At 58.0% G+C, this 15,481-nt stretch carries 13 protein-coding genes and 1 pseudogene; 9 read left to right on the top strand and 5 right to left on the bottom strand.

All coding sequences use genetic code 11. The features are described 5' to 3' along the window. Nucleotides 1-31 precede the first annotated feature (31 nt). Both ACZ1HJ_RS03195 and ACZ1HJ_RS03200 read left to right on the top strand, forming a co-directional pair. Nucleotides 32-905, top strand: a pseudogene (locus tag ACZ1HJ_RS03195) (glutathione S-transferase). Between the two features lie 178 nt (nt 906-1,083). Further along, complete coding sequence (locus ACZ1HJ_RS03200) at nt 1,084-2,598, top strand: YifB family Mg chelatase-like AAA ATPase (RefSeq protein WP_472720914.1); 1,515 nt, start codon at nt 1,084-1,086, stop codon at nt 2,596-2,598. Here the strand turns inward: ACZ1HJ_RS03200 and ACZ1HJ_RS03205 are convergent. The 4 genes from ACZ1HJ_RS03205 to rsmI are packed head-to-tail and all read right to left on the bottom strand — an operon-like array spanning nt 2,564 to nt 5,715. After that, complete coding sequence (locus tag ACZ1HJ_RS03205; RefSeq protein WP_472720915.1) at nt 2,564-3,472, bottom strand: alpha/beta hydrolase fold domain-containing protein; 909 nt, start codon at nt 3,470-3,472, stop codon at nt 2,564-2,566. The genes ACZ1HJ_RS03200 and ACZ1HJ_RS03205 overlap by 35 nt on opposite strands. Beyond that, nucleotides 3,469-4,404 carry a glutathione synthase gene (gene gshB / locus ACZ1HJ_RS03210; RefSeq protein WP_472720916.1) on the bottom strand — a complete coding sequence of 312 codons (936 nt, stop codon included), beginning with the start codon at nt 4,402-4,404 and terminating at the stop codon, nt 3,469-3,471. Before gshB ends, ACZ1HJ_RS03205 begins: the two co-directional genes overlap by 4 nt. Nucleotides 4,405-4,462: 58 nt before the next feature. Continuing rightward, nucleotides 4,463-4,858: a YraN family protein gene (locus ACZ1HJ_RS03215; protein WP_472720917.1), complete on the bottom strand. Its 396-nt coding sequence runs from the start codon at nt 4,856-4,858 to the stop codon at nt 4,463-4,465. Further along, nucleotides 4,855-5,715: a 16S rRNA (cytidine(1402)-2'-O)-methyltransferase gene (rsmI, locus tag ACZ1HJ_RS03220; RefSeq protein WP_472720918.1), complete on the bottom strand. Its 861-nt coding sequence runs from the start codon at nt 5,713-5,715 to the stop codon at nt 4,855-4,857. The genes ACZ1HJ_RS03215 and rsmI overlap by 4 nt, the downstream gene beginning before the upstream one ends. An 88-nt stretch (nt 5,716-5,803) precedes the next feature. Here rsmI and ACZ1HJ_RS03225 point away from each other — a divergent pair, with 88 nt between their 5' ends. From ACZ1HJ_RS03225 to murJ, 6 genes are all read left to right on the top strand, one after another. Beyond that, entirely contained in the window at nt 5,804-6,979 is a 1,176-nt protein-coding gene (locus tag ACZ1HJ_RS03225) for a penicillin-binding protein activator (RefSeq protein WP_472720919.1), read from the top strand. Between the two features lie 19 nt (nt 6,980-6,998). Then, nucleotides 6,999-9,767 carry a [protein-PII] uridylyltransferase gene (locus ACZ1HJ_RS03230; RefSeq protein ID WP_472720920.1) on the top strand — a complete coding sequence of 923 codons (2,769 nt, stop codon included), beginning with the start codon at nt 6,999-7,001 and terminating at the stop codon, nt 9,765-9,767. A 103-nt stretch (nt 9,768-9,870) separates the two neighbouring features. Beyond that, nucleotides 9,871-10,263 (top strand): hypothetical protein, encoded by a 393-nt coding sequence (locus ACZ1HJ_RS03235; RefSeq protein WP_472720921.1) that lies wholly within the window; start codon nt 9,871-9,873, stop codon nt 10,261-10,263. A 93-nt stretch (nt 10,264-10,356) separates the two neighbouring features. Beyond that, nucleotides 10,357-11,175, top strand: a complete 819-nt coding sequence (gene dapB, locus ACZ1HJ_RS03240) for a 4-hydroxy-tetrahydrodipicolinate reductase (protein WP_472720922.1) — start codon at nt 10,357-10,359, stop codon at nt 11,173-11,175. A gap of 52 nt (nt 11,176-11,227) precedes the next feature. Beyond that, nucleotides 11,228-11,581 carry a dihydrodipicolinate reductase gene (locus ACZ1HJ_RS03245; protein ID WP_472720923.1) on the top strand — a complete coding sequence of 118 codons (354 nt, stop codon included), beginning with the start codon at nt 11,228-11,230 and terminating at the stop codon, nt 11,579-11,581. 368 nt (nt 11,582-11,949) lie between these two features. Further along, nucleotides 11,950-13,488: a murein biosynthesis integral membrane protein MurJ gene (gene murJ, locus ACZ1HJ_RS03250; protein ID WP_472720924.1), complete on the top strand. Its 1,539-nt coding sequence runs from the start codon at nt 11,950-11,952 to the stop codon at nt 13,486-13,488. 20 nt (nt 13,489-13,508) lie between these two features. Here the strand turns inward: murJ and ACZ1HJ_RS03255 are convergent, their stop codons facing one another. Beyond that, entirely contained in the window at nt 13,509-14,213 is a 705-nt protein-coding gene (locus tag ACZ1HJ_RS03255) for a rhomboid family intramembrane serine protease (RefSeq protein WP_472720925.1), read from the bottom strand. Between the two features lie 74 nt (nt 14,214-14,287). Between ACZ1HJ_RS03255 and trpS the strand changes: the two genes are divergently transcribed. After that, nucleotides 14,288-15,316 carry a tryptophan--tRNA ligase gene (gene trpS, locus ACZ1HJ_RS03260; RefSeq protein ID WP_472720926.1) on the top strand — a complete coding sequence of 343 codons (1,029 nt, stop codon included), beginning with the start codon at nt 14,288-14,290 and terminating at the stop codon, nt 15,314-15,316. The last annotated feature ends 165 nt before the right edge of the window (nt 15,317-15,481 follow it).

Here is a 15,481-nt window from a genome sequence, read left to right on the forward strand (position 1 = left end):
CGTCGCCGCAGGCCGTGGTTAAACTTCGGCCATGACATATGACCTCATCCTTGGCGATTACGCCTATTCCAGCTGGTCCTTGCGGGGCTGGCTGCTTTTCGAACGGTTCGGCATCGCGCATCGGACTGAAATGGTGGATTTCAAAAAAGGCAGTGTGCCTGCGCAGATGCCCGGATGGGCGCCGGCCAAAACAGTACCTGCAGCACGCACGCCAGACGGCGCTATCTTGACGGATCTCGATTGCGATCGCCGAAGAATTGGCAACGCGTCATCCAGATGCAGGGCTTTGGCCCACCGACCCCAAGGCCCGGGCTACGGCGCGGAGCCTGACCGCGGAAATGCATTCTGGCTTTGGCGCCTTACGGAGCGATTGCCCCATGAACATGCGCCTAGCTTATTCGGATGTTGAACCTTCTGATGCTGTTAAGGCTGATCTGCGGCGGCTTGAAGCCATCTGGGATCACGCCCGCGCAACCTGCGCATCACAAGGACAATGGCTGTGCGGCGAATATTCGGTTGCAGACGCATTTTATGCACCGGTTGCCGCCCGCATTGCCGGCTATGGCCTGGAGGTTTCTGAAACGGCGCAGGCCTACGTTGCTGCACATTTGGCGGATCCCGCGTTTCGAAGGTGGCGTGCAATGGGGCTGGTCCGGGGCGATGTTTTGAACCGCTACAAGAAGCCTTTCGCGACAACTGCGTGGCCCGGCCCTGCGCCGATGTCAGCAAAGGAAAGTGATGCCACTCCCGAAAACGCGACATGTCCTTATTCGGGAAAGCCTTCGACAGATATGCTCGAGCTCGACGGGCGCGTTTTTGGCTTTTGCAACGCGTTTTGCCGCGACAAAACGATGGTGGACCCAAGTGCCTGGCCCGCATTTATGGCATTGTACAACCACGCTTGACCGAAATTTCAGACGCAGATGCGCGCAAACATCACGCCCTCGACCGTTAGTGCCGACGCGGGCTGGTCGCTTGGCATTCAAGCTATGCAGATTGCTGAGCACGATTAACTTTTCGTCAATCTCTCTGAACCTATCGTCAGCTTTGGGACATTAACCAAGATTGACGAAGGGCAAATGAATGGTCGCACGCGCGTATACTGTGGCCTTCGAAGGTGTTGAGGCGCGTCAGGTGGAAGTGCAATGCGCCGTGACACCGGGCATGCCTGCCTTTTCGGTTGTCGGATTGCCCGACAAGGCCGTTAGCGAGGCGCGGGATCGGGTGCGAACGGCGTTGAGTTCCATGGCAATCGCCTTGCCTTCGAAGCGGATCACAATCAACCTCAGCCCCGCCGACATGCCAAAGGAAGGCAGTCATTTCGATTTGCCCATAGCGCTTTCGCTGCTTGCCGCACTGGAAATCATCCCAAAGGATGCCGTTGAAACCACCACGTCTCTGGGGGAATTGTCGCTTGATGGCTCACTTGTGCCGGTGATAGGCGCATTGCCCGCTGCCATGTCCGCCGCGGAGGAAGACCACACTTTGCTGTGCCCCAAAGCGTCCGGTGCCGAGGCTGCGTGGGTCGATGCCGTACAGGTCTTAGGTGCTACGTCACTGGCCGAAGTGATCCGGCATTACACCGGGCAATCGCCCCTCACGTCTGCTGACCCTGGCGAGGTACTAGCACCAAGCGCCAATCGCGACCTGCGCGACGTCAAAGGACAGGAACGCGCAAAACGTGCGCTCGAAATTGCCGCCGCCGGCCGGCACCATTTGATGATGGTGGGCACGCCCGGATCGGGCAAATCCATGTTGGCGGCGCGCCTGCCCGGCATTTTGCCGCCCCTGACGCCGATGGAGGCGTTGGAAACGTCCATGATCCATTCGCTTTCCGGACTTCTGGACGAAGGCGGGATCAGCCGGACACGTCCGTTTCGCGAACCCCACCACACGGCTTCCATGGCCGCCATCGTGGGTGGAGGGCGGCGTGCCAGCCCAGGTGAAATCAGCCTTGCCCATAATGGCGTCCTGTTCATGGACGAGTTTCCCGAATTTCCGCGCGCCGTCCTGGAAACCCTGCGCCAACCGATCGAAACCGGCGAAGTGATGGTGGCGCGCGCCAATGCGCATATCAAATACCCTTGCCGATTTATGCTGATCGCAGCCGCGAACCCGTGCAAATGTGGATACCTCAGCGATCCGGGGCGTGCCTGTACCCGTGCGCCGATATGCGGTGAGGATTACATGTCGCGTATATCCGGGCCATTGTTGGACCGGTTCGATCTGCGGGTCGACGTCCCCCCGGTAGCCTTCACCGATCTGGATCTTCCCGCATCTGGCGACAGCTCAGCTCAGGTCGCGGAACGGGTGCAACAGGCCCGGGCGGCGCAACAGGCGAGATATGCCGAACGGCCGGAAATGCGCCTGAATGCCGATGCCGAAGGCGAGGCCCTGGAGGAAATTGCAACGCCGGATCAGGCGGGGCGCGATCTGCTGACCAAGGTTGCGGAACGGTTTGGCCTGAGCGCCCGCGGTTACCACCGCGTCTTGCGGGTGGCCCGCACCATCGCGGATCTCGACGGCGCATCTGATGTCCAGCACCCCCATGTTGCCGAGGCTGTCAGCTACCGTCTTCACGGCGCGAAAGAGATGTGAGCCAGCCGGACAATTCTTGCAAAGTCTCTCCGGCCTCGGGCAAAAATCCTTGAAAAATGGGCCAGACATGCGGCCTGTCACGCTCGATCTTCCACGTAACCGACACACCTTGTTTTTCCAGATACTCTGCCATTCGGCGCGTATCATCCAGAAGGATTTCCGTATCACCTGCCACCATCCAGACAGGTGACGCTCCTGCGAACTGCCCAAAAATCGGCGACGCGCGTGGATCTTCGGGGGCAGTCCCCGACAGATACATGCCCCCCATCTCAGACGCGCGTTGGGCCGGCAACACCACCTCGGCATCTGTGTTCCGCTGAAAACTTTCGGACGAAAACCGCATGTCGACCAGTGGAGAAAACGCAAAACTGCCAATCGGCTGGGGCAATCCCAATCGTGTGATCTCAGCCAGCAGGGCCAAGGCCAGTCCGCCACCGGCGCTATCCCCACCCAGTATCACACCGCCGGGCCAGTCCATCACCGCCTGGTAACTCGTCAGAACATCATCAATTGCCGCAGGAAACGGGTGTTCCGGCGCCAGGCGGTAGCGCGGCAACATTGCAGGCAATCCCGAAAGCGCAGACAGTCGTGCAATCATTGCCCGATGTGTGCGCGGCGATCCGAACACATATGCGCCACCGTGAACAAAAAGGATCAACGGGCCCGGGCTGTCGATATTGACGGTCTGCGCCCACACTTTTTGTTCGTTATGGACAAGATCACGGGACCCAAAACGGGTGCCGCGGGGCGGGTGAAACAGCAACCGCGCTTTTTGCTCAAAAAGGTTGCGTATTTTCTCGGGCGCGGCCCGGGCCAGATGGGGCTTTTCCGTCAGCTTGAGCCACGCGTTTAGAAAGCGAAGGCGCAGGCTCAACGGCGTTTCGCCTCAATCGCTTCCCAGATTTGAGCCGCTACGTTAATCCCATCAAACCGTTCAAGTTCCTGTATGCCCGTGGGCGAGGTGACATTGATCTCCGTCAGGTAATCGCCAATCACGTCAATACCCACGAAAACCTGGCCTTTCTCGCGCAATAACGGGCCGATTGTGGCGCAAATTTCGCGATCGCGCTCCGAGAGTTCGATCTTTTCCGGACGTCCGCCGACATGCATGTTGGACCGTGTTTCACCCTTGGCGGGCACACGGTTGATCGCACCCACGGCCTCGCCATTCACAAGGATCACCCGTTTGTCACCCTTGGACACATCCGGCAAAAATTTCTGCACGATCAAGGGCTCGCGGCTGAAGCCACTGAACATTTCATGCAGCGAAGTCAGGTTTCGATCATCCTTCTTCAACAGAAACACGCCCGCACCACCATTGCCATAAAGCGGCTTCAGGATCACATCACCATGCTCTTCCTTAAAGCCACGGATGGCATCGAGATCACGGGCAATCGTGGTGGGTGGCATAAGCTCGGGAAAATCGAGGATAAGAAGCTTTTCCGGAAAATTTCGTACCCAGAAGGGATCGTTGACCACCGTCGTACCCGGCGCCAGCCGGTCCAACAGATGCGTTGTCGTGATGTAAAACATGTCAAACGGCGGGTCTTGGCGGAGCCAGACAACATCGAAATCAGCAAGGTCAACAACCGTTTCGTCACCCAATGTGAAATGATCACCCACCACGCGCTGCACCTGTAACGGCCACCCGCGTGCTGTCACGCGGCCCTGGTCATACGCCAGTTTGTCCGGCGTATAGTAAAACAGCTCATGACCGCGCACCTGCGCTTCTTCGGCCAGGCGGAACGTGCTGTCGGCATTGATGTCGATCGGGCCGATCGGGTCCATCTGAAAGGCGATTTTCATGGCGCTGCCCCTTTGTTCAATCCCCCTCTACATGGGGCAAGGGCGCGCGAGGTTCAATTCAGAAATGACCGAAAGCGTTTTCGATGATTTGAACCTGCCCGGAGGCATCCATGGCCGCCAGATCAAAGCGGACCTCGCTCAATTGCCCGTTTGGCGTTTGGCCGAGATATTCTGATGCGGCTCTGTGGATCCGGGCCATTTGCGCCGGGCGCAGACTGCAAATGGCGGCATCAATATTGCGTGCCTTTTTCACCTCAACAAATATCAGGCAGGATCCATGCGCGAAAATCAGGTCAATTTCGCCTCCGCGACCGCGCCAGCGGCTCTCCAACAACGCGTATCCTTGCGACACATAGGCCTCGACGACACGCTGCTCGGCGGCACGACCGGAAAGCTCCGCACGCCGGCCGCGATCTTCACGTGTCTTGCACTTTGCCGGACTTGCATCGGTCATTTTTCAGCCTCCAGCTTGAGCGCCATTTGATAAATCTGACGCCGCTTCATCCCCAAATCGGCGGAAACCTGATCTGCGGCATCGCGCACAGACATCGTCTCCAATGCCGCACGCAGTTTAAGCTCTATGTCAGTTTCGCTAACGGTTGATGAAAGCGCTCGGTCAATCAGCACAACGCATTCGCCCTTGAGGGTCCGCGTGCTGCACCTTTCTGCCAATTCTGCCAACGACCCGCGCAGAATTTCCTCGAATTTTTTGGTCAATTCACGCGCGACAACGGCCTGTCGATCTGCACCCAGCACGTCAGCGGCATCCGCCAACATGGCGGCCGCCCGTTTAGGCGATTCGTAGAAAACCAGCGTGCCCGGTACAGCCGCAAGCGCCAGAAGCGCGGATTTTCGCCGGGATTTCGTATTCGGCAGAAACCCGGCGAAATGGAATTGGTCCGTTGGCAATCCAGACAATGTGAGCGCCGTGATCACCGCTGACGGCCCAGGCGCGGATATCAGATTTTGCCCCGCCTCTACGGCCGCCCGCGCCAGATCAAATCCTGGATCAGCAACCATTGGCGTCCCCGCCTCTGATGCATAAACCACCGATTTTCCCGCCTCCAACGCGCCAAGAATGCGCGGGCGCACCTTGTCGCCATTGTGATCGTGATAGGCCAACAAAGGCCGTTCGCTGAGGGCCACACCATGGATATCCATCAACTTGCGCAGGCTGCGGGTGTCTTCGGCCACAAGCACATCCGCCGAGGCCAGAATATCGAGCGCCCTGAGCGTGATGTCGCGCGCTGTCCCGATTGGTGTGGCAATCAGGTAGAGACCCGGCGGCAGCTTGCTCTTGATCGGATTCACCACTGGACCCGCCCCGTTAGACGTTTATGATTGCTCCCAAATTTGCGGCAGCGCATAACGCGCGCCGCCCAGAGGGAGTGAGTTACCTATGTTTGCCGTTTTATCCGCCGCCCGCAAGACTTTCGCCCGCGTGGCATTGTTGATGTCCGTTCTTTGGATTGCCGCCTGCCAGCCCGTTTCGCTGTCCAACGTCGGCGATGGCATCATCCCAGGCAATACCGTTGCCGTGGCCCTGTTGGTGCCGCACGGATCATCAAGCCAGCAAGAACAAAAACTGGCCCGGGATTTGGAAAACGCGGCACGATTGGCCGTTTCCGATTTGGACGGCGTTCAAATTGATCTGCGCGTCTACAGCACCGCCGGAAATGCAGCGCGGGCGCGAAGCGTCGCCGTTGAAGCCGTAGCGGACGGCGCCAAGATCATCGTTGGGCCGCTACACGCTGAATCCGCCAACGCGGTCGCCCTGGCCGTGGCAGATCAAGGCGTGAATGTTTTGGCGTTCTCCAACAACGCGACAATCGCCGGTGGCAACCTCTTTATCCTAGGTCAAACCTTCCAAAACACAGCCAATCGCCTGGCCCGTTACGCGGTACAAAATGGCAAGGACAAGGTTTTGACGGTCTATGCCAGCAACCTGTCCGGACAGCTCGGCAAACAAGCCATTGAACAGGCTGTGCGGGCCAATGGCGGCACAAACGCCGGCAGCGTCAGCTATGAGTTTTCGCAAAACGGTGTTGTAAATGCGGTGCCGCAGATCACATCTGCCGCAGCATCCAGTGGCGCAAATTCGGTCTTCATGACGTCAAATGCCGCGGGCGCCTTGCCGCTCTTCACTCAAATGCTGCCCGAAGCAGGCCTGTCGCCACAAGACGTGCAATATATCGGCCTGAGCCGATGGGACACGCCGCCCCAAACCCTTGCCTTGCCGGGCGTTCAAGGCGGCTGGTTTGCCCTGCCAGACCCAAATCGGATGTCACAGTATAACGGCCGCTTCTCGTCAAGTTTTGGCGAAAACCCCCACGCGTTGAGCGGGTTGGCCTATGATGGCATCGCGGCTATCGGTGCGTTGGCCTCATCGCGTGGACGTGGCGCGCTTGACCGTCAGGCGCTGACGCAAGCGGCTGGTTTTCAAGGCGTCACCGGCATCTTCCGCTTCCTGCCTAATGGCACCAACGAGCGCGGGCTGGCCGTGGCCACAATCCGCGACAAACGCGTGGCTGTGATCTCGCCTGCACCGCAGGGCTTTGGCTCGGCAGGTTTCTGAACACATAGACTTTCCTGCAATGGCCCTGAAAACATCTCTGCCGGACGATCTGATCTGCCCGGCAGAGGCGATCTTTGACGTGGCACGCGTTGAGGCTGAACTTTCCCAAACGCTTCAAAAGACAGCAAACGATCAAATGGCGCTGCGCAAGGCGGCGGTCGATATTCTGGGTGCTGCTCAAAAACAGGGACGTGCAACGATTGCATCTTCGCTGGCGGAACACCCCTTTGCCGCCGCATCGGCCACGCGCTCCTATAGCTGGCTGACCGATTGCATCATTCTGGCCGCCCTTGATCTTGCCACGGGGCACTTGCATCCCGTGCCCACGCCCACGGCTTCTGAACGGATTTCTGTGCTGGCGGTCGGTGGGTCCGGACGTGGGGAAATGGCCCCGATGTCGGATGTCGATCTGCTCTTTTTGACCCCCTACAAAATCACACCCTGGGCAGAAAGCGTGATCGAATCCATGCTCTACATCCTGTGGGACCTGAAGTTGAAAGTTGGCCACGCAAGCCGCACCATCCGGGATTGCCTGCGTTTGGGCCGCGAAGATTTCACCATCCGCACAGCCCTGCTGGAAAACCGTTTTCTGGCCGGGGATGCCGATCTGGCGGCCGATCTGAACCACCGTCTATGGAATGATCTGGTGAAGGGCACGGCGCCTGAATTTATTGAAGCAAAGCTGTCCGAACGCGACATCCGCCATGAAAAACAGGGCGGACAGCGGTATATGGTTGAACCGAACGTCAAGGAGGGCAAAGGCGGGCTGCGTGATCTGCATTCGCTGTTCTGGATCGCCAAGTATCTCTACCGAGTGCAGGATATTGCGGAGCTGGTCCGCCTCAAGGTCTTTACCGAAGATGAGTTCGATAAATTCTCAGGGGCGCACAATTTCCTCTGGGCCGTACGGTGCCATCTGCATCTGGCAACCAACCGTCCCAATGACCAGCTGACCTTTGACATGCAGGTCGAAGTGGCCGAGCGGATGAAATACGTGGATATCGCCGGACGCCGGGCGGTTGAGCATTTTATGCAGGACTATTTCCGCCACGCGACCGCTGTTGGCGATCTGACCCGGATTTTCATCACCAAGCTGGAGGCGGCGCATGTTAAATCCGCCCCTTTGCTGGAGCGGCTTTTCAAGCGCAAACGCAAATTGAAAGAAGGCTATGTGGAGGTTCATGGCCGTCTCGCCATCGCCAATGAAAAGAAGTTCCTCAAGGATCGCCTGAACCTGCTGCACGTGTTTGAAGAGGCCCTGCGCACAGGCATGTTGATCCACCCGGACGCCATGCGATTGATCACTGCAAACCTGCATATGATCAACGATGACATGCGGGCCGACCCTGTGGCGCAGAAGTTGTTTCTGGATCTGCTTTTGAAACATGGCAACCCGGAACGTGCGCTGCGCCGGATGAATGAATTGGGTTTCCTGTCCGTTTTCATTCCCGAATTCGAACCCATCGTGGCGATGATGCAATTCAACATGTATCACCACTACACGGTGGATGAGCACACCATCCAATGCATCAGCCAATTGGCACAAATCGAACGCGGGGAGCTGGTAGATGATCTGCCCGTCTCCTCCACGATTTTCAGTCAGGGGATCAACCGCCGTGTGCTCTATGTCGCACTTTTGTTGCACGATATCGGCAAGGGGCGCGATGAAGATCACTCGATCCTTGGCGCAAAAATCACTCGAAAGGTAGCGCCGCGTCTTGGCCTGAAACCCAAGGAGGTCGACACGGCCGAATGGCTGGTGCGGTATCACCTTCTGATGTCCGACATGGCGCAAAAACGCGATATCGCGGATCCGCGCACCGTGCGCGACTTTGCCAAGGCGGTGCAGACCCGCGAACGGCTGGACCTGCTCCTGATGCTTACGGTGTGCGACATCCGCGGCGTCGGGCCAGGTACATGGAACAACTGGAAAGCCTCGCTTCTGCGCGCGCTTTACCGTCAAACCCGCCGTGCCATGGAAGGCGGGCTTGAGGCATTGAACCGCGAACAGCGCGGCTCCGAGGCCAAACGCAACCTGCGCAAAGCGTTGGAAGGCTGGGACGCCAAAGACATCAAAACCGAGATTGCCCGACACTACCCGCCCTATTGGCAAGGATTGCACGTCACCGCGCACGCGGTTTTTGCCCGGCTATTGCGCGACCTAAAGGAGGGCGAGATTGCCATCGATCTGCACCCGGATGAAGACCGCGATGCCACCCGCGCCTGTTTCGCTTTGGCCGATCACCCGGGCATCTTTTCGCGCCTTGCGGGGGCATTGGCCCTGGTCGGCGCCAATGTTGTGGATGCACGCACGTATACATCCAAAGACGGCCATGCAACGCCCGCATTCTGGATACAGGACGCCGATGGAAGCCCCTATGAGGCCAGCCGCCTACCCCGGTTGCGGCAAATGATCCAGAAAACGCTGAAAGGCGAGGTTGTGGCCCGCGACGCCATAAAATCTCGCGACAAGATCAAGAAACGCGAACGCGCGTTCAAGGTGCCCACGCATATCACCTTCGACAATGAAGGGTCCGAAATTTACACGATTATCGAAGTCGATACCCGTGACCGCCCAGGTCTGCTCTATGATCTCACCCGCACCTTGGCCGACAGCAATGTCTATATCAATTCTGCGGTGATCGCGACCTATGGCGAACAGGTTGTGGATACGTTCTACGTCAAGGACATGTTTGGCCTGAAATTCCACTCACAGGCCAAACAGGACGCGCTCGACAAGAAACTGCGCGCGGCAATCACCAAGGGCGTCGAGCGCGCCACCGCCTGAGTCAAAAATCAGGTTTTTGAACATCTCGGCCAAAAAATTGCCTCAAATTTATGTCAAAACGCCCCGCATAAACGTAAACGGTGGCAGCTAAGGTATTTTTTGTATGGGCGTTTTTGGCGCATATATTTTCATTGGCCTGGGCCTTTTGGCCAGCATCAATGCCGTCTTCATCATGGTTTTGACCTTGTATCATCGGATGACGGCCTATGCGGTTTTTGCCGAAGTCATTGATTTGCGCGAAACCACGGATGGCGATGACGGGGTTGCGTTTGCGCCGGTCTTTCGCGTGATCGACGGCGCGCATGCCGGCGAAATCTGGTCTTCGTGGGCAACAAGTTCCGCGCCGGCGCACAAAGTTGGCGATAAGGTTGCCGCCACCTACAATCGCCGAACGGGCGTGATTCAATCAGGCAAAACAAAGCGGGGCAGTTATGTATTGGGCATCGCGATGATGCTGGCCTCGATCGCTTGCTTCAATCTCAGCCAGTTGGTCTGAAACCGCACGCTCAGAAACGTCCGACACACTTCTCGATTGTCCCTTTGCCCTTGGCCGCGCTATGCAGGGGCGCGAGACACAGGAGCCGTGGAAATGAATGACCTGCCCGGAATAGTGATCACCGGCGCGTCGGGCCGGATGGGCCAGATGCTGATGCACACGATCAACGAAAGCCCGCGCGCGCGGCTGATCGGCGCGTTGGAACGCCCCGGTCATGAATGGATCGGACAAGATGTCGGTACCGCGATGGGCGGGACAGAAATGGGCGTCACAGTCAGTGATGATCCGCTTGAGACATTTGCAAATGCGCAGGCCGTCATTGATTTCACCGCCCCAGCTGCAACGGTCGAATTTGCTACCATCACAGCGCAGGCGCGCTGCGTGCATGTCATCGGCACAACCGGGCTCAGAGCGGACGACATCAAACGTCTGGACGCAGCGGCGCGCCATGCGGTGATCGTGCGGGCTGGCAATATGAGCCTTGGTGTCAACTTGCTTACGCAACTGACCAAACGCGTGGCTGCCGCGTTGGATGAGGATTTCGATATCGAAGTGATCGAAGCCCATCATGGCAAAAAGGTCGATGCGCCGTCTGGCACGGCTTTGATGCTGGGCGAGGCCGCCGCCGAAGGCCGCGGCGTCTCCCTTGATGCAGTTGCAGATCGGGGGCGTGACGGCATAACGGGCGCGCGCAAACGCGGTGACATCGGCTTCACCGCAATCCGCGGCGGCGACATTGTAGGCGAACACGACGTTTTGTTTGCGGCACCCGGTGAGCGAATTGTCTTGCGCCACATCGCAACCGACCGGGGTATCTTTGCCCGCGGTGCGATCAAGGCGGCCCTGTGGGGTATTGGCCGCAAACCTGGCGCCTATGACATGCTGGATGTGCTCGGCCTCAACGAAAACTGATCCAATCCTGCCAACCGTGCGTATTCCTTTGTGTATCCGAGGGAGAAACGTCATGCGTGTTGTTATTGCCGCCGTTCTAGCCAGCCTGATTGCCATGCCTGCGTCCGCAGATGGGTTTGCGAAAATATCAAAGAAATCTGACTTCGTGTCGTTGATTGACGGCCGTGACCTCAAGCGTTTCGGGATAAATCTGAACGTGACAACCGACGGCAAAATACAAGGCGACGCCTTTGGCCGCGAAGTTCTGGGCGCATGGCAGTGGGACAGCGGGTACTTCTGCCGCGATCTTTATTGGGGCAAGCGCGATCTTGGCCCGAACTGTCAGATGGTCAAAATCAACGACGGTAAAATCCGGTTTATTTCGGACAAGGGAACCGGCGACTTTGCCGACTTTGCCCTGAAGTAAAGACCGCCACTGACATTTGTTTGGAAAACGAATTTCTTTTAACCCGGTGCCCCCGCGCAGGGTTATATTTAGTAAGGTGGCATCGTTGCGTTTCTGACGAAAGTGACAATTGGGTTGTCGACTACACCAAACTCACTTTCTCAGATGGGATCGCAACTGTTCCTGTTCCCGCATCATTGCCGTTGCTGGCATTTGGTTTGGGCGTGTTGGGAGTGATGCTTCGCGAGACCGGCTAACGCGGCCAGAACACGAAAGCCCAGGACGTCACCTTCACACCACGGAGGTCGCTGCAATGCGCGGCGCCCTCTTTCCCCGCTTGGCCTGATCCGTTACTTCTTCGGCAACCGCCCCCGGAGTGAGGCCCGAGCATGAAACCCATCCGCCTGATTTCCAGCGTGCTGACCGTTGGGGTTTGGACCCTGCTCAGCCGGGTGCTGGGGTTTGTGCGGGATGTGATCATTGCCAATCTGCTGGGGCCGGGCGTGTTGATGGATGCCTATGTGGCCGCCTTCCGCCTGCCCAACATGTTCCGCCGGTTTTTCGCCGAAGGGGCGTTCAACGCGGCGTTTGTACCCATGTTTTCCAAACGGCTCGAGGCCGACGAGGATGCCATAGGCTTTGCGCAACTGGCCTTTTCAGGATTGGCCCTGATCCTGCTGATCCTGACGGCATTGGCGATGATTTTCATGCCCGCGCTGGTCTGGGCCACAGCCGAAGGGTTCTATGGCGATGAGCGATTTGACATCACCATAGAATTTGGCCGTATCACCTTCCCGTACATCTTCTTCATCTCCCTCGCGGCCTTGTTTTCCGGGGTTCTGAACGCCGCCAACCGCTTTGCTGCCGCGGCCGCTGCACCGGTGCTCTTGAACGTCATGCTAGTCACGGCGATGAGCGTGGCATGGTTCCGGGGTGAGGCGGTTGCTGAGGCCTTGATCTGGACCATCCCCTTCGCCGGCATGGCGCAACTTGCGCTGGTCTGGTACGCGGCGGATCGTGCTGGGTTGCGCATCCGCCCCACACGGCCCCGCTGGACGCCCGAAATGGCGCAATTGGTGCGCATTGCCGTGCCCGCCGCACTGGCCGGTGGTGTGATGCAGGTAAATCTTCTGGTCGGTCAATTGGTGGCCTCAAATTACGAAAAGGCTGTCAGTTGGCTCTATGCCGCCGACCGCTTGTATCAACTGCCACTTGGCGTCGTTGGCATTGCTGTGGGAATTGTTTTGCTGCCAGACCTGTCGCGCCGCCTGAAAGTGGATGACCATACCGGCGCACGCGAAGCACTTTCCCGTGCGGGCGAAATTTCACTGGCGCTGACCATCCCATCAGCGGTTGCGCTGATGGTCGTGCCTCTGCCTTTGATCTCTACACTTTTCGAACGCGGCGCTTTCGGGACGGATGACACCGCCGCCACGGCCACCGCCGTGGCCATTTACGGGCTGGGTTTACCCGCCTTTGTGCTGCAAAAAATCCTGCAGCCGCTCTTTTTCGCCCGCGAAGATACCAAAAGCCCTTTCCGTTACGCCGTGGTCGCGATGGTGATCAACGCCGCCGTGGCCATTGGGCTGTCCTACGCTGTGGGGTGGATCGCCGCCGCCATTGCCACCACAGCCGCGGGATGGGTGATGGTCTGGCTCCTCTTGCGTGGCACCCGGAGCTTTGGCGAGGTCGCGCGGTTTGATGCGCGGTTCAAACAACGTCTTTGGCGGATCATTCTGGCATCCATCCTGATGGGCGTGGTGCTTTGGGTGCTCTGGCTGCTGATGGGGCCGCTCTTTGGTCTGCCCGGCCTGCGCTGGATTGCACTGCTTGTCCTGATCGTTTTGGGCGGGCTGAGCTATTTTGGGATTGGTCACATGATCGGCGCGTTCAAAATGGCAGAACTGCGCGCCGCCTTCCGACGCTAGTGGCCTTTGAACTCAGGTACCTATTGGCGCCGGATCACGGATCGGATTTTCGCCCATCCACCCGGGCTCAGGAAAAACGAAATCGAAAACCCAAAAACGAAGCCGCCAACATCGGCCAGCCAGGACGCGTTGCTGCCTGATGTTCCAAGCAGGTTCGAGATCAGACCAAAGAGCAACTGGATGCCCATCAAAAACCCGATCAGCATAAAGGCTCGCGATTGCGCCTCACCCAATTGCCCCAGTCGCAGCCACATCAGATAGGTAAACCCGCCGATCAGGCCGTACACGCCCGGAAACGCGCCCACGAGCATCAGCCGTTGTCCCGACACCAGCCCATAGACCGCAGCGCCCGCGATTGCCGATCCCAGGAACAATACCAGTGTTGCCCATTGGCTGAAAATTTCGCCCACAAACTTGCCCAATGCCAACAGCATTGCCCCGGCAAAAAGCGCGTGGGTGAAGGTGCCGTGCACGAAAACATATGTGACAAAGCGTTTCATATACTCCACAGGATAGCGCCCGTTTTCGACCATCCATGCGACAACATTGCCGTTAATCCCGTAATCCCGGATCGCGGTGCTGCGCCAACCGATGGCCTCGGGCCCGCCCACCAGACCACGAGCGCCCAGTTGAAATATCAGTTCGATCCCTATGATCACGGCAAAAAGGGCCACGACGACGGGCGGTAAAGGGTTCACCGGGCTCATGGTATCTGGGCTGCTCATGCCTGCTCTCCTTGACGGGGCTTTGGCCCATGGGTAAGCGAGGCAGACGAAGAAATCCAGTTCGGAGATGACATATGACCGAGGCGGCATTCACGCCACGCGTGTTCTCAGGCATTCAGCCATCGGGCGGTTTGACGCTTGGCAATTATCTGGGCGCGCTCAAACGGTTTGCCCAAGCGCAAGATCAGGGAACGCAGAGCATCTATTGCATGGTTGATCTGCACGCCATCACCGTCTGGCAGGACCCTGACAAACTGCGCCATGCCACCCGCGAGCTTTGTGCCGGGTTCATCGCGTCCGGATTGGACCCGGAAAAATCCATACTGTTCAATCAAAGCCAAGTCTCTGAACATGCGCAACTGGCGTGGATTTTTAATTGCGTGGCGCGCATGGGCTGGATGAAGCGCATGACCCAGTTCAAGGACAAGGCCGGCAAGAACGCGGAAAACGCCTCGCTTGGGCTGTTTGGGTACCCTGCGCTGATGGCGGCTGATATCCTGATTTATCACGCCACACATGTGCCTGTGGGCGAAGATCAGAAACAACACCTGGAATTGACGCGCGACATTGCGGCCAAATTCAACCACGACTACGGCGTCGACTTCTTTCCCATCACCGAGCCGGTGATCGAAGGCGCGGCCACGCGGGTGATGAGCCTGCGCGACGGGTCAAAGAAGATGTCGAAATCCGATCCATCGGATATGAGCCGCATCAACCTGACCGATGATGCCGATACGATCGCCAAGAAAATTCGCAAGGCCAAAACCGATCCGGAGCCCCTGCCCTCCGAGGTCAAAGGGCTGGAAGATCGCCCCGAGGCGCGCAATCTGATCAATATCTACGCAGCACTTTCGGACATGACGGTAGAACAAGTGATGGCCGAAATGGGTGGCAAAGCCTTTTCTGAATTCAAACCCGTTCTGGCAGATCTTGCCGTGGCGCAGATGTCCCCGATTTCCGCAGAGATGTCCCGTTTGATGCAGGATCAGGGCGAAATTGATCGTATTCTGGAAGACGGCGCAAATCGTGCCCGGGCGATTGCGGCGCCTATCCTGCAAAAGACGTATGATATCGTTGGCATGGTGGGCGCAACAGGGCGTTAAGCCCGCCCGACGTACTGAAACCGCGGTCCACTCAGAATGCGCGTTGATTGATCGCCATCCTGCGACTTGAATTGTTTGAATTTGCACAAAGGCTGGGCGAAAACAGTAAATTGTGCAATTTGGCACGTCACCATATATCCATCCTCATCAACAAGAGGATCGGCA

This window comes from Roseovarius sp. JB2-10 (genome assembly GCF_055693585.1).

What these genes read in the sequence shown, in the direction of transcription:
- gshB (WP_472720916.1), bottom strand. Translation starts at nt 4,404, where the DNA reads ATGAAAATCGCCTTTCAGATGGACCCGATCGGCCCGATCGACATCAAT.
- murJ (WP_472720924.1), top strand. Translation starts at nt 11,950, where the DNA reads ATGAAACCCATCCGCCTGATTTCCAGCGTGCTGACCGTTGGGGTTTGG.
- ACZ1HJ_RS03235 (WP_472720921.1), top strand. Translation starts at nt 9,871, where the DNA reads ATGGGCGTTTTTGGCGCATATATTTTCATTGGCCTGGGCCTTTTGGCC.
- ACZ1HJ_RS03225 (WP_472720919.1), top strand. Translation starts at nt 5,804, where the DNA reads ATGTTTGCCGTTTTATCCGCCGCCCGCAAGACTTTCGCCCGCGTGGCA.
- ACZ1HJ_RS03200 (WP_472720914.1), top strand. Translation starts at nt 1,084, where the DNA reads ATGGTCGCACGCGCGTATACTGTGGCCTTCGAAGGTGTTGAGGCGCGT.
- ACZ1HJ_RS03215 (WP_472720917.1), bottom strand. Translation starts at nt 4,858, where the DNA reads ATGACCGATGCAAGTCCGGCAAAGTGCAAGACACGTGAAGATCGCGGC.
- trpS (WP_472720926.1), top strand. Translation starts at nt 14,288, where the DNA reads ATGACCGAGGCGGCATTCACGCCACGCGTGTTCTCAGGCATTCAGCCA.
- ACZ1HJ_RS03255 (WP_472720925.1), bottom strand. Translation starts at nt 14,213, where the DNA reads ATGAGCAGCCCAGATACCATGAGCCCGGTGAACCCTTTACCGCCCGTC.
- dapB (WP_472720922.1), top strand. Translation starts at nt 10,357, where the DNA reads ATGAATGACCTGCCCGGAATAGTGATCACCGGCGCGTCGGGCCGGATG.
- ACZ1HJ_RS03230 (WP_472720920.1), top strand. Translation starts at nt 6,999, where the DNA reads ATGGCCCTGAAAACATCTCTGCCGGACGATCTGATCTGCCCGGCAGAG.
- ACZ1HJ_RS03245 (WP_472720923.1), top strand. Translation starts at nt 11,228, where the DNA reads ATGCGTGTTGTTATTGCCGCCGTTCTAGCCAGCCTGATTGCCATGCCT.